This window comes from Ruegeria sp. I1, assembly GCF_056532675.1.
The window spans coordinates 240,424-253,231 of record NZ_JBQFNM010000005.1; the positions used below are offsets into that span (position 1 = coordinate 240,424).

General features: G+C 59.2%; 14 protein-coding genes. 5 read left to right on the forward strand and 9 right to left on the reverse strand.

The features are described from left to right. The first annotated feature begins 2 nt into the window (after window positions 1-2). The gene (locus ACR0DH_RS11785; RefSeq protein ID WP_480549106.1) at window positions 3-428 is read left to right on the forward strand and encodes a VOC family protein; all 426 of its coding nucleotides are present in this window, start codon (window positions 3-5) and stop codon (window positions 426-428) included. A gap of 6 nt (window positions 429-434) precedes the next feature. Here the strand turns inward: ACR0DH_RS11785 and ACR0DH_RS11790 are convergent, their stop codons facing one another. The 4 genes from ACR0DH_RS11790 to ACR0DH_RS11805 are packed head-to-tail and all read right to left on the reverse strand — an operon-like array spanning window position 435 to window position 2,531. Next, window positions 435-740, reverse strand: coding sequence for a putative quinol monooxygenase (locus ACR0DH_RS11790; RefSeq protein ID WP_480549105.1), 306 nt, complete (start codon window positions 738-740; stop codon window positions 435-437). Then, the gene (locus ACR0DH_RS11795; protein ID WP_480549104.1) at window positions 737-1,234 is read right to left on the reverse strand and encodes an N-acetyltransferase family protein; all 498 of its coding nucleotides are present in this window, start codon (window positions 1,232-1,234) and stop codon (window positions 737-739) included. Before ACR0DH_RS11795 ends, ACR0DH_RS11790 begins: the two co-directional genes overlap by 4 nt. Window positions 1,235-1,236: 2 nt before the next feature. Then, window positions 1,237-1,902, reverse strand: coding sequence for an alpha/beta hydrolase (locus ACR0DH_RS11800; protein ID WP_480541308.1), 666 nt, complete (start codon window positions 1,900-1,902; stop codon window positions 1,237-1,239). After that, window positions 1,899-2,531: a DNA-3-methyladenine glycosylase family protein gene (locus ACR0DH_RS11805; RefSeq protein WP_480549102.1), complete on the reverse strand. Its 633-nt coding sequence runs from the start codon at window positions 2,529-2,531 to the stop codon at window positions 1,899-1,901. The genes ACR0DH_RS11800 and ACR0DH_RS11805 overlap by 4 nt, the downstream gene beginning before the upstream one ends. Before the next feature lie 97 nt (window positions 2,532-2,628). Here ACR0DH_RS11805 and ACR0DH_RS11810 point away from each other — a divergent pair, with 97 nt between their 5' ends. After that, the gene (locus ACR0DH_RS11810; RefSeq protein ID WP_480541304.1) at window positions 2,629-3,855 is read left to right on the forward strand and encodes an MFS transporter; all 1,227 of its coding nucleotides are present in this window, start codon (window positions 2,629-2,631) and stop codon (window positions 3,853-3,855) included. Here ACR0DH_RS11810 and ACR0DH_RS11815 read toward each other — a convergent pair whose 3' ends face one another. From ACR0DH_RS11815 to cysS, 3 genes are all read right to left on the reverse strand, one after another. Next, window positions 3,856-4,638 carry a squalene/phytoene synthase family protein gene (locus ACR0DH_RS11815; RefSeq protein WP_480549100.1) on the reverse strand — a complete coding sequence of 261 codons (783 nt, stop codon included), beginning with the start codon at window positions 4,636-4,638 and terminating at the stop codon, window positions 3,856-3,858. Continuing rightward, complete coding sequence (gene cimA, locus ACR0DH_RS11820) at window positions 4,635-6,269, reverse strand: citramalate synthase (RefSeq protein ID WP_480549098.1); 1,635 nt, start codon at window positions 6,267-6,269, stop codon at window positions 4,635-4,637. The genes ACR0DH_RS11815 and cimA overlap by 4 nt, the downstream gene beginning before the upstream one ends. 64 nt (window positions 6,270-6,333) lie before the next feature. Next, window positions 6,334-7,731 (reverse strand): cysteine--tRNA ligase, encoded by a 1,398-nt coding sequence (cysS, locus tag ACR0DH_RS11825; RefSeq protein WP_480549096.1) that lies wholly within the window; start codon window positions 7,729-7,731, stop codon window positions 6,334-6,336. Between the two features lie 207 nt (window positions 7,732-7,938). Here cysS and ACR0DH_RS11830 point away from each other — a divergent pair, with 207 nt between their 5' ends. Both ACR0DH_RS11830 and ACR0DH_RS11835 read left to right on the forward strand, forming a co-directional pair. Then, window positions 7,939-8,283: an MmcQ/YjbR family DNA-binding protein gene (locus tag ACR0DH_RS11830; RefSeq protein WP_480549095.1), complete on the forward strand. Its 345-nt coding sequence runs from the start codon at window positions 7,939-7,941 to the stop codon at window positions 8,281-8,283. A 44-nt stretch (window positions 8,284-8,327) separates the two neighbouring features. Beyond that, window positions 8,328-9,515, forward strand: a complete 1,188-nt coding sequence (locus ACR0DH_RS11835) for a pyridoxal phosphate-dependent aminotransferase (RefSeq protein ID WP_480549093.1) — start codon at window positions 8,328-8,330, stop codon at window positions 9,513-9,515. Between the two features lie 5 nt (window positions 9,516-9,520). Here ACR0DH_RS11835 and ACR0DH_RS11840 read toward each other — a convergent pair whose 3' ends face one another. Beyond that, window positions 9,521-10,048 carry an outer membrane protein gene (locus ACR0DH_RS11840; protein WP_480549091.1) on the reverse strand — a complete coding sequence of 176 codons (528 nt, stop codon included), beginning with the start codon at window positions 10,046-10,048 and terminating at the stop codon, window positions 9,521-9,523. A gap of 400 nt (window positions 10,049-10,448) precedes the next feature. Here ACR0DH_RS11840 and ACR0DH_RS11845 point away from each other — a divergent pair, with 400 nt between their 5' ends. After that, window positions 10,449-11,993 (forward strand): trimethylamine methyltransferase family protein, encoded by a 1,545-nt coding sequence (locus ACR0DH_RS11845; RefSeq protein WP_480549089.1) that lies wholly within the window; start codon window positions 10,449-10,451, stop codon window positions 11,991-11,993. A gap of 51 nt (window positions 11,994-12,044) precedes the next feature. Here ACR0DH_RS11845 and ACR0DH_RS11850 read toward each other — a convergent pair whose 3' ends face one another. Further along, window positions 12,045-12,290 carry an EF-hand domain-containing protein gene (locus ACR0DH_RS11850; protein WP_480541288.1) on the reverse strand — a complete coding sequence of 82 codons (246 nt, stop codon included), beginning with the start codon at window positions 12,288-12,290 and terminating at the stop codon, window positions 12,045-12,047. Between the last annotated feature and the right edge of the window lie 518 nt (window positions 12,291-12,808).

The window sequence follows — 12,808 nt, forward strand, 5'->3', positions numbered from 1 at the left end:
CCATGAAACTTACGCCAGACATCCCTGCCCCGTCAGGCATTCTGGAGGCTGCGCTATATGTCGATGATCTGGGCGCGGCAGAACAGTTTTATGGTGAAATACTGGGGCTGGAGCGCATTCAGCGGATCAAGGACCGGCACGTGTTTTATCGTGTTGGCGGGTCCGTTCTATTGCTGTTCAATCCGGATCAAACTGAACAACCGCCCCTGAACCCGGACCTGCCCGTGCCGCCTCATGGCGCGCGGGGTCGGGGGCATGTCTGCCTTGTGCTGGCCCGTGACGAGATCGCCGCCATGCGCAAACACCTATTGGATTGGAATGTCCCGATCGATGCCGAGTTCGACTGGCCCAGCGGCGCACGGTCACTCTACATCCGCGACCCCGCAGGCAATTCGGTCGAGTTTGCCGAGGGCCATTTGTGGGGCTGATCCAGATCAGCCGAGCGGCTGCTTCTCACCGCCGACAACTTTGTAAATCTCGCTGGAAATCAGACCAACCTCGGCCAAAGTTGCGCGAAAAACGGCCATATGAGGCGTTGCAAAATGCGCCTCAAGCGCGGCTTGATCCTGCCATTCCTCGTAAACGCGAAACCGGGTTTTGTGGCCCAGCACCTGACTGAATTCATAGACCAGACAGCCGGTCTCTTTCACGGTTTCCGCAACCATCTGCTGGGCAGCCTCGCGGGCCCGTTCAACCCCGGCCTCGTTCACTTCCACAACGCCCGTGACAACCAGCATCATCTATCCTCCGTCAGATCATAGCGTTTCGATATGCGATTGACCGGAGTGCCGTCCCGCAGCGGAACGCCGTATTCAACCGAGTAGTCGCGGAAACCCATTTTTTCATAATAGCTTAAGCCAAGAAGGTTGTCCGCTCGGATCGTGGCATTGATCGCGGCAAATCCCAATGCACCTGCCGTTTTGACAGTCTCGGCAAACAGGGCCCGGCCTGCGCCCCGCAGCACCGGGTTTCGGCGGGTGAACGTGGCGACATCGGCGCAATCCTCGGGCAAGGCCTGATGCGTGCCAAGCCATTGAAACCCCGCGACCTCGCCTTGATGATCCAGTGCGACATGGCAACAGACCTTGTCGGCCCCGTTCAGATAGCTCTGCGCAAACAGCGCGTCCGAGAACGGGATTTCGAATGCAGTCGTACCACCCGCCGCGATGATATCGTTAAGAATAAGCCGAGCCTCGGCCACATCCTCTGGCATAATCGGGCGGACGGCAATCATCGCTAAAAGCTCAGCTTGTCACGCATGAAAGCCAGTGCCACACTTAGCCCGTCCGGTGCGATACCGTGGCCGGTTCCCTTCATCACATGCGCATAGACCTCTTTGAAATCAGCAGCTTGAAGGGCTTCGGCCGCCTCGGGCAGCGATTGCGGCGGAACCACATCATCGGCGTCGCCATGAACCAGCAAGATCGGCATCCGGCTGACGGTTTCATCGGGCAGTAGATCGGGTTCCAGCAAGCGGCCCGAGAACGCAACGATCCCGGCTACCGGGTCTTCACGCCGCGGGGCAACATGCAGGCTCATCATCGTGCCCTGAGAGAAACCGAACAGAACGACCTGCTCGGGCAGGACATCTTCATCCACCATCAGTGCGTCGAGGAAGGCGTTGAAGTCGTCGCTCGCCATCTCCATGCCGCGGCGCGCTTCTTCCTCGGACGAGCCGTCAATCCAAGGGATCGGAAACCATTGAAAGCCATTTGGCATTCCGGGAATCTGTTCGGGTGCATCGGGCGCGACGAACAGCGTATCGGGCAGATGTTCACCCAGCGGATCAGCAAGACCCAGCAGATCGGCCCCGTTGGCGCCATAGCCGTGTACGAACACCACGACCGAGCGTGTGTCGCCTGAAACCGGCTCTTTCCGGAGCGCGTTCAAAACCCGTGTCATCTGATCCCTTCTCTTTTCTTGGCCACCCGGTAATAGGCCCACAAAACGCGTGCCGCAACCGACCGCCAAGGCGACCATGCCTCGGCCATCTGGCGCAGTTCCTTGTCGGTTGGACGTTGGGGTAGATCGTAAAGCACCCGTGCGGCCTCCTGCAGGGCCAGATCACCCGGAGCGATGACGTCCGCGCGACCAAGCGAGAACATCGCGTAAATCTCAGCGGTCCAGACACCGATGCCCGGAACTTGGATCAATGTCGTGATAACATCCGCATCAGGAGCGTCGCGTAACGCTTTGTAATCAATACGCGCCTCAGCCAACGCCCGCGCATATCGAACCTTCTGACGGCTCAGACCTACAGCCCGCAGATCGTCATCGGTGGCCCACATGATCTTGCGCGGCCCGGTCAGCTTTGCATCCTGCATGCGCTTCCAGATCGCATTGGCCGAGGCCACGCTGACTTGCTGGCTGACAATCGCGCTGAGCAGTTGGGCGAATCCATCGGGCTTGCGCCGCAGGGGCAAAGGGCCGGTCTGCTCCATCGCATGGGCCATGCGCGGGCAGGTGTTGGCCAGCCACTCGGCCCCTTCCGTCACGCAATCGGGCGTTTCAATGATGCGACCTACGGACATGCGCTCTCTGCCTTGTGATACGGGTTGCACGTTAGGGAGATCAGCCTCAGATGCAAGCCGCTTGTGCCCCGGCGCGTTCACCGATACGCATTGGCCCATGACACTGACGACAGCCACCCCGGACGACTCGCAAGCCAAACGCAACGTAGCGGTTTTGGTCGCTGCGCAATCGATCTTGGGCGCGCAAATGCCGATGATCTTTATCGTCGGTGGATTGGCCGGCCAGTCCCTGGCCAGCAACCCCTGCCTAGCGACCCTGCCAATCTCGCTGATCGTTCTGGGATCGATGCTGGCCGCCACGCCTGTCTCGGCCATCATGCAACGTTGGGGGCGCCGGACCGGCTTCCTTGTCGGGGCAACAGCCGGGGCCTTGGGCGGCCTTATCGGAGCCTATGGCCTTTATCTGGGGTCCTTCCCGATCTTCCTGCTCGGCAGCCTGCTGACCGGTATCTACATGAGCGCGCATGGGTTTTACCGTTTTGCCGCAGCGGATACCGCATCAGATGAGTTCCGCCCCAAGGCGATTTCCTATGTGATGGCAGGCGGTTTGGCCGCTGCGATCATCGGACCACAAATCGTCAAACTGACGTCAGAGTCATATGTGATCCCGTTCCTCGGCACATACGTGGCAGTGATCGCGCTGAACGTGATTGGATCGGCGCTGTTCTTCTTTCTCGACATCCCCACCCCGCCGAAACCGACCGAAGATGCGCCCAAGGGCCGCTCGCGGCTAGAGCTGCTGAAAACCCCGCGCATTGCTGTTGCGATCATCTGTGCGATGGTGTCCTACGCGTTGATGAACCTTGTGATGACCTCGACCCCACTGGCGGTTGTGGGCTGCGGCTTCTCGGCCAATGACGCGGCGGATGTGGTCACCTATCACGTGCTGGCCATGTATGTTCCCAGCTTTTTCACGGGTCACCTGATCGCGCGCTTTGGGGTGGAAAAGATCGTGGCTCTTGGCCTTGCGATCCTGGCCGGTGCCGGAGTTGTCGCCTTGCAGGGTGTCGAGTTGGAGAACTTCTTCATCGCTCTGATCCTGCTGGGGATCGGCTGGAACTTTGGCTTTATCGGTGCGACCAGCATGCTGGCCGCGTCGCACGAAGTGCATGAGCGTGGCCGGATGCAGGGCCTGAACGACCTGTTGGTATTCGGCGGTGTGACCGTTGCTTCGCTGGCATCGGGCGGATTGATGAACTGTTCCGGAGGGTCACCGGTTGAAGGCTGGACAGCCGTCAATCTCGCCATGATCCCGCTGTTGACCCTGGCTGGTGGCGCATTGCTGTGGCTTGTCCTCAGACCTGCCGATGCGAAACCGGCCTAATCACCAGCGACCAGTCGCAGCAGTCCACATCAATGACAACCGCCGCCGCACCTCGCTCTGCGCCAAGTCACCTACCGCAACCCGGTCGGGCTGTGCGCTCACCCGTTTCAAAATCCATTCTGCCTGCCATCCGAGATAAAGCGCCGGACGCGCCGCATCTGACACTCCAGACCGGTTTGATCGTGCCCGAGCCAGTCGCGCCAACGCCGCTTCTGCCAGTACCTTCACGCCTTCGGGTCTGCCATCCAGCAATGGTATACGCCCACGCGCCTCAAGCTCTGGGATCGCGCGAAACCAATTCGCCACGCCCACGCCATAGCCGAAATCGCGCAACACATCCTCATCTGCCGCCCCAAGGGACTGAGCTGCGGCCACCAGCAGCGAGCCGGAACTGTGATTGATATAGGCGTCAAAATGTTCCTGATCCTCAAAAGGATCGCGATAGATGTCCCACCGTCGCACCGCCACATATTCATCAAGCATCCTGGCCAAATGAGGCGACAGAACCTGCGACAGAGGCGTTACAACCTCGTGCCGCCGCACGGTGGGCCCTTGCGAGATCTCCTGCAGGGCATCGCGCCACCATTGCAGGCGCATTTCGGCAATCATCGGCTCTTGCGTCACCCAAGGGGCGCGCGCGACCTCGACATTCAGTGCATAGATCGGAAACAAAACCGCCCGCGCCGCAACCGGAGCAGCCATTGCCGCCAGAAACCGATCGGGATCGGCCTTGTGCACCAAAGCGGCACAGGCTTTGACATCCTCGTCAAATGCAGCCGTCACTCTGCCGCTGCCTGCTGAGGGTCACAATCGCGCACCAGTTTCCATTGAATCGCCTCCAGCAGCGCCTCGAAGGACGCGTCGACTATGTTCGCGCTGACCCCAACGGTGGACCACCGCCGCCCCTGCCCGTCTTCGCTGTCGATGATGACACGCGTGACGGCCTCGGTCCCGCCCTGGGTGATCCGCACTTTGAAGTCGACCAGCCGCATATCCGCCAATACCTGCGAATATTGCCCCAGATCCTTGGCCAGCGCCTTGGCCAGCGCGTTCACCGGCCCCCGATCACTGCCTTGCTCGTCCAGAGACTCGCTGACCGACAGTTTCTTTTCACCATCGACCTTCACCACAACCACGGCCTCGGACAGGCTGACCATGTTGTTGTACTTGTTCTTGCGCCGCTCGACGGTGACCTTGTAGCGCTTGACCTCGAAGAACTCGCGCAACTGCCCTAGTTCATCCCGCGCCAGCAGTTCGAAACTGGCCTGCGCGGTGTCATAGGAATAGCCCTCGGCCTCGCGCTGTTTGATCCGCTCAAGAATGCGCCCCAAAGCCGGGTCTCCGTTTTCCACGGACAGCCCGGCCTCGGTCAAGCGTTTGCGCAGATTCGACTGCCCAGCCTGGTTTGACATCGGAATGATCCGTGCATTGCCCACCGTTGCCGGATCGACATGTTCGTAGGTCGATGGATCCTTGAGGATCGCGCTGGCATGCAGCCCCGCCTTATGCGCAAAGGCCGAGGCTCCCACATAGGCCGACTGCTTACTGGGCACCCGGTTCAGGATATCGTCCAGCATCCGGCTGATCCGTGTCAGACCGGCCAGCGCCGCAGGGCTGACACCGATCTCGAACTGCGAGGCATAGGGTTCCTTCAGCAACAAGGTCGGGATCAGAGCCGTCAGGTTCGCATTGCCACACCGCTCTCCTAGCCCATTCAAGGTCCCTTGAATTTGTCGCGCCCCCGCATCGACAGCGGCCAAAGAACAGGCCACCGCATTCTCGGTATCGTTGTGGGTGTGTATACCCAAACGATCCCCCGGCAGGCCCGCTGCGATCAGCTCTGATACAATGCGTCCGACCTCGGCGGGCAAAGCGCCGCCATTGGTGTCACACAACACAACCCAACGCGCGCCCGCATCCAGTGCGGCCCGACAGACCTCAGTCGCATAGGCCGGATTGTCTTTGTAACCGTCAAAGAAATGCTCGGCATCGAACAGAGCTTCACGCCCCTGCGCCACCAGATGTGCAACCGAGGCGCGGACGTTCTCGACATTCTCCTCCAGCGAGATGCCAAGCGCGTGGGTCACGTGATAATCATGCGACTTGCCGACCAGACAGACCGCCTGCGTGCTCGCATTCATCACCGCCGCCAGCACGTCGTCATTTTCTGCCGACCGACCCGAGCGCTTAGTCATCCCAAACGCCGTCAACCGGGCCGAGGTCTTCGGTGCGACGTCAAAAAACGCGCTGTCGGTCGGATTCGCCCCGGGCCAGCCGCCCTCGATGTAGTCGACACCCAACTCGTCCAACGCCTGCGCGATCTGCACCTTCTCAGCAGTCGAGAATTGCACCCCTTGCGTTTGCTGCCCGTCGCGTAGGGTTGTGTCATACAGATAGAGGCGGGTTTTGGTCATTGGTCTGGCTCTTTGGCTTGTTCGGGCATCGCCCCGCCCGGACAGTTCCGGGCGAAGCATCTGATTATACGCTTTCCAGCTTCGACGCGTCGAAACCCGATCCGGCGATGATCTCAACAGCGTCCTTGCTCATGCGCACTTCCAGACCTGCGGCAAGATAGGCGGATTTCAATCGATCCACTTCCGAGAAATCCTTGCTCACCATGGCTTCTACACGCGCGGCTGCCAGCCTTTCTTCGTATTCAGAGAAATCCGCCGCCGGAATGGCAGCCCAGCCGCCCATCTCATCCGTCAGCAGGCCCAGCACTTGCGCACTTGCCAGCAACGCCGCAGCGTCCCCGCCCGAAGCGAGACGGTGAAGCTCGGCGATGGCACCCGCTGTGTTCAGATCATCCGCAAGTGCTGCGATCACCGAGGGTGCCGCGCTGGCGGCGGGCTCGATGCCCGCTGTCAGCGCCCGCCACTTGCGCAGCGTTGCTTTGGCTTCGCGCGCCTTCTTCTCGGTCCAATCCATCGGCTTGCGATAATGGGTCTGCAAGAACACAAACCGGATCACCTCACCCGGCACGCCCTGTTCCAACAGGTCATGCACGGTGAAGAAATTGCCCAGCGATTTGGACATTTTCTTGCCCTCGACTTGCAGCATTTCATTATGCATCCAGACCCGAGCGAACTCACCCTCGGGATGCGCGCAGCAGCTTTGGGCGATCTCGTTCTCATGGTGCGGGAACATCAGATCGTTGCCGCCACCATGAATGTCGAAACTGTCGCCCAGCAGTTCATAGGACATGGCCGAGCATTCGATGTGCCAGCCCGGACGCCCCCGGCCCCAGGGCGACTGCCACCCTGGCAGCTCATCGGTCGAAGGCTTCCACAGCACGAAATCCATCGGGTTCTTCTTGTAAGGTGCAACCTCAACCCGCGCCCCCGCGATCATGTCATCGACCGACCGGCCCGAGAGCTTGCCGTATTCGTCCTTCCACGAGTCCACCGCGAACAGCACATGACCTTCGGCCTCATAGGCATGGCCCTTCGAGATCAGGTCTTCGATCATCTCGATCATCTGAGGGATAAACTCAGTCGCTCGTGGCATCTGGTTCGGTTCCAGCGTCCCAAGCGCACCCATATCATGCAGATACCACCCGATGGTCTCATCCGAGCGTTCGTGGACCAACTGCTCCAAAGACCCTTCGGCCCCGGCTTGTTTGCGCTTCAGCGCGGTCACGTTGATCTTGTCGTCTACGTCGGTGAAATTGCGCACATAGGTGACGTGATCCGCACCATAGACATGGCGCAGCAACCGATACAGCATGTCGAACACGACCACAGGTCGCGCATTGCCCAGATGCGCCCGGTCATAGACCGTCGGCCCACAGACATACATCCGCACGTTGTCAGGATCGATCGGAACGAAGTCTTCCTTCGTCCGTGTCCGTGTGTTGTGCAGTTTGAGTGTCGTCATCACTTAGGCTCCTAAAGCATGCGCGTTGGCGCGGGCTTAGCAACTTGTCTCAGGGATGAAAACGAAAGATACCGGCCCGCTTGATAAATCAGCAGGAAATGCAGCAGATAATGATGCAGGTCATCCGGTTCATGGCGTCGACATACCACGCGCAACACGCCAAGCCAAGGCTTGAGTTTGCCTCACCTCCCCTGCATGGTGCCGCACATGAGCCGGGATTTCGTCAACTCTGTGTGCCGCGCCCTACCGGGTGCTGAATGGTCCGATCCTTGGGGCGGCGGCCATGATGCGTGGAAAGTGGGCGCCAAGATGTTCGCCTGTATCGGGGTTGCCAATGATGGTGTCTCGGTCAAAACCGCCGATATCGAAACCGCACAAATGCTGATCGATGCAGGTGTCGGCGTCAAAGCCCCGTATTTTCACCGCAGTTGGATCCGCCTGCCTTTTGACGCGGACGAGGAAGAACTGAGGCACCGCCTGACAGCGTCTTATGATCTGGTCCGTGCCTCATTGACGAAAAAGGTTCAGGCGACCCTTCCCGCGCGCAGCTGATCGACCATCACGAGCTGTTCGAAACTTCGCAAGCAGGTGTTCAGATGAAAGTGTCAAATCGCATCTCTCAGATCACAGCGGGCGGCAATGATGGCTGGGATGTGTTCTACCGGGCGCGCCGGATGGTCAGCGCCGGACACGCCGTGACCGAGCTGACAATTGGCGAACACGACACCCGAACCGATGTATCGATTTTGCGCGCCATGGACCACTCGGCGCGAAACGGACACACCGGTTACGCAATGGTCCCGGGAACCGATCAACTACGCGACATGGTCGCCGCAAGAACTCAGACACGAAGCGGTGTTCCCACCACGCGCGACAATGTTCTGATCACGCCCGGCGGGCAATCCGCCCTGTTCGCAGCACATACGGCCCTGTGTGATCCCGGGGATGTGGGGCTGTATATTGATCCATATTACGCCACTTATCCCGGAACGATCCGCGGGGTGGGCGCACACGCCCGCCCCGTCCAGGCTCAGGCCAAGGAGTCATTTCAACCGCGCGCCGAAGATATCGAAGCTGCGGCGGACGGAGCTGTGTCACTGCTGATCAACTCACCCAACAATCCAACCGGCGTGGTCTATTCCCACGAAACGCTTGAAGGCATCGCGGGGGCCTGTAAACGGCACGATCTTTGGCTCATCTCGGACGAGGTCTATGACACGCAGGTCTGGGAAGCTGAGCATATCTCTCCCCGTGCCTTGTCGGATATGGCCGAGCGCACACTTGTTGTTGGGTCCATGTCCAAATCCCATGCCATGACAGGCTCTCGCTGCGGATGGGTTATTGGTCCAGAAGAAGTGATCGCGCATCTGATCAATTTGGCCACGCACACGACCTACGGCGTGCCAGGTTTCATTCAGGATGCCGCCTGTTTTGCACTGAAGGCCGGCCCGGAGTTTGAGGCTGGTATCGCCGCCCCTTTCCGTCGCCGTCGCGCGCTTGCCATAGAGATTCTGAGCAAGCAGAACGTCATCAGCCTCGTTCCATCACAAGGCGCGATGTATCTGATGCTGGATATCCGCGCGACCGGCCTATCCGGTGAAGGTTTTGCAAACGCCTTACTGGACAATCACGCCATCGCCGTCATGCCTGGTGAAAGCTTTGGCCGGGCCGCAGCGGGCCATATTCGCGTGGCAATGACGGTACAGGACGCGCGTTTTTCGCAGGCCCTGCAGACCTTATGCAATTTTGCGGCAAGTAAGGCAAAACATCGCGCGGCTGAGTGACGAGCTCAGAACCGAAATGTTGTCCTCAGGTTGAAAACATTCGTGCCCAAACCACCTTCAGATCGGGTGGCATTGTCGAAGTTCTGGCGCAACGCCTCACCACTAATCACAAGGTTTTCCCCAATCGGATAAGCGACACCGATGCCGTAAACCGCCGCTGTATCGCTGTCGGTCGAGGTTTCCGCGCGGGCCGCACCGACGACCACGTATCCGAGCGCGTTGCCAAAATCGTAGCCGCCACGCAGTTTCACAAGCGACATACTGTCCAGGCTTCCCTGATTCTCACTGAGGTTCAGGGACAGGCGGTTGTATTCCAACTCACCCCCCAAAACGAAATTGCCAAAATCCTGATCAAACCCAATATGGGCGCCAAATGAGCCTGTGTCCCCGCTGGAGCTCTCAGGGCCGCTTGCCTCGGCATAGCCGAAACTGAAACCCGCATAGGCACCTGACCAATCCTCTGCCAAGGCAGGGGTGGCGCATGTGATCGACATCGCGGCGATCAGGGCCCAACGTGGTTTCCAATCCATCATCAACAGTGTTCATCCGTGTCTGGAGCAACGACAGTCACACATTTAAACTGGCATGCAGTTGCCAGATTTCAATTCTGATCACAGGATATTCAGCAGTAAGTTAATAAAGTATAACAGATTTCACCCAAAGCGGGAGAAAATGTGCCCAGAACACGCGTTCAACAAGACCAGCGATACAATCTGTCGGTTTTTGACACCAAAGTCGCAAACGGAACAGAACAGGGTGTGGCCGTCTGACAGCCTATCGGGCAACTGAGAGGTCTCATGGCAAACGAGATTTGGAAAATTCGTCTGATCAGTCGTACCATTGGTGCGGATCGTGGGCGCGCGGCAAGGGGTCGGCCTGGCTTGTCTTGATCGCTCACGCTCAAGATACCTCTTTAACGACCGGACTTACTCAATGAACACGCAATCCCGTAGTGCCTCTCGTAGCGGTGGACGTTCTGCACGTCGCGCAGCCCGTGCATCCGCCCTTCCAGAACATCTGCGCCCGATCCGCCCCGGCATGGAAGGCGGCACATACAAACCTCTGACCCCAGCTCAGGTGGAACAAATCCACAATGCCGCCCTACAAGCCCTTGAAACCATTGGTCTTGCAGACGCCCCCCAAAGCGGTATCGACTATCTGGTCGGTGCAGGCTGTACACTGGGCGACGACGGGCGCATTCGGTTCCCGCGCGCATTGGTTGAAGATACGATTGCCAAGGCCAACCGGTCCATCACTCTCTGTAGCCGCGACGGCCAGACCGACCTCGACCTAACCGGCACCAAGGTTCACTATGGTACAGCCGGGGCCGCTGTAAGTATGGTTGATGTCCATGGCCGCCAATACCGCGATTCAACCGTACAGGATCTGCACGACGCCGCGCGAATTTGCCAGCAGCTGGACAATATCCACTTCGTCCAGCGCCCTATGGTCTGCCGCGACATCCTCGACAATCTCGAGATGGACTACAACACAGTTTACGCTGCATGTTCAGGGACTTACAAACACATCGGAACATCCTTTACCGAGCCGTCGCATGTAGCACCTGCCATCGAGATGCTGCATATGATTGCCGGTGGTGAGGGCAAATGGCGCGAGCGGCCTTTTGTGTCCAACTCGAACTGCTTTGTCGTTCCGCCGATGAAATTCGCCACCGAAAGCTGCGAAGTGATGGAGGAATGCATCAAGGCCGGTATGCCTGTTCTGTTGCTGTCTGCTGGCATGGCCGGCGCAACCGCCCCATCAACCATCGCCGGGGCGATCACGCAGGCCACTGCCGAATGCCTGGCCGGTTTGGTTTATGTAAACGCCGTAAAGCCAGGCGCACCCGCGATTTTTGGCACATGGCCCTTTGGTCTGGACCTGCGCACTGGGGCCATGTCTATCGGGTCTGGCGAACAAGCCCTGCTGAGTGCGGGCTGTGCGCAGATGCACCAGTTCTACGACCTGCCGGGCGGCGCCGCCGCGGGCGCGTCAGATTCGAAACTGCCCGATATGCAAGCCGGGTGGGAGCAGATGTGTTCGAACGTCATGGCCGGGTTGTCCGGGCTGAACATGGTCTATGAAGCGGCGGGCATGCATGCTTCGCTTCTGGGCTTTTGCTTCGAAAGCCTCATCCTCAGCGATGATCTGATCGGTCAAGCACAGCGCTGCGTGCGCGGCATCGAAGTCAATGATGAAACACTGGCGCTGGATCAGATTGCCGAGGTTTGCATGGGCGGGCCGGGCCACTACTTGGGAACTGACGCAACACTCAGCCGGATGCAGGCCGACTATGTCTATCCGATGTTTGGTGACCGAACGTCACCAAAAGAATGGGCCGAGATGGGTAAACCAGATTTGCTGGAGAAGGCCACTGCCCGCAAGGAAGAAATTCTGAGCGCACCGTCATCCGCCCAGTTTGATCCGTTGCTTGATGCCGAAATTCGCGCCAAATTCAACATTCACTTACCCGCGTAACCATTTGTAAAGGCGGCCCGAAACCCTCGGGCCGCCCTTATTCAATGCAAATCAGCCGTTGCTGGGGGGCAGCAAACCGGCTTCTTGCGCAACTGCGATCTCATCCTGATCCAGCGCGCCGTCACCATTTGCATCCATGGCCGAGAACGTATCGGTATCCACTTCTGGTACCACAGCCTGCACTTCTTCGATGGTCAGAACGCCATCACCATTGGCATCAGCGCTCGATTGCGCCAGAGCCAATGCAGGCAAGCCAAGTGCGAATGCCGAAATAACGGCCAGATGTTGCGGTTTCATGATAGTGCCTCCTGAGTGAGTTTTGCGTTGTTACGTCCGGACACGCACCACAGACACCATCTTGCCCGTCGCCGTCACCCGCCTCCCTGGCATCCCCGCATTTCGCGCCATTCTTTGCGGATTTCCCCGAGTCGGCCCTGCGATCTCCCGCCGGGCGAAATCCGCCGATGTGCTTTCGGCGGTTCTGACCCGATAGCGGAGAGGCAATCCGGCAAGGCTCTGCTGACGACAGGCGTATGGGGTTGAAAAAAGAAAGGGGGCCGAAGCCCCCTGTCAGTTTCGCCTTCCAGGCTCATTTCGTTGACCGCCCGGTATTTTTTTGCCTGCGGCCTGGACTGCGCATGGGGCGAGCGCACCCGCCCCGTGAGAGAGTGGGAGGGAGCAAATATTCCGCCCCACCCTGTTCCCGGCCAACACGGGCATGTCGGCCGAGTGGACCAAGGCATCGAAGGTAAGTCTCAGCGCCTTGATCCGTATTCGTCGGGGTCGGTACCTGTGGCAGCTATCCGACCCCTGCG